Origin of the sequence: Dryocola clanedunensis (genome assembly GCF_038405435.1) — a bacterium.
Classification (GTDB): domain Bacteria; phylum Pseudomonadota; class Gammaproteobacteria; order Enterobacterales; family Enterobacteriaceae; genus Dryocola; species Dryocola clanedunensis_A.
Genome location: NZ_JBBYHZ010000095.1, coordinates 1 through 282 on the forward strand (window position 1 = coordinate 1; position 282 = coordinate 282).

The 282-nt window shown below is 66.7% G+C and carries 1 protein-coding gene; it reads right to left on the minus strand.

Going from position 1 to position 282, the window contains the following annotated elements; all coding sequences use genetic code 11:
• On the minus strand, positions 1 to 282 hold a 282-nt coding region (locus tag AAE045_RS23600; RefSeq protein ID WP_455549739.1), incomplete at both ends, for an RNase H family protein.

Sequence of the window (282 nt, forward strand, 5' to 3'; positions counted from 1 at the left end):
GGCACGGATCCGGATCGCGGCGTCGCGCGCCAGCTGGTCCACGCGCTCATTGTCCGGATCGCCGGAATGCCCCTTGACCCAGCGCCAGTCGATGGTGTGCTTGAGCGTGGCCGCGTGCAGGCGCTCCCACAGCTCGCGGTTCTTGACCGGCGAGCCGCCCGCGGTTTTCCAGTTCTTGCGGATCCAGCCGGGCATCCACTCGGTCAGGCCTTGGCGTACGTACTGCGAATCGGTGTACAGCACGATGTTGCATGGCTCGGTGAGCGCTTCCAGCCCCGAGAT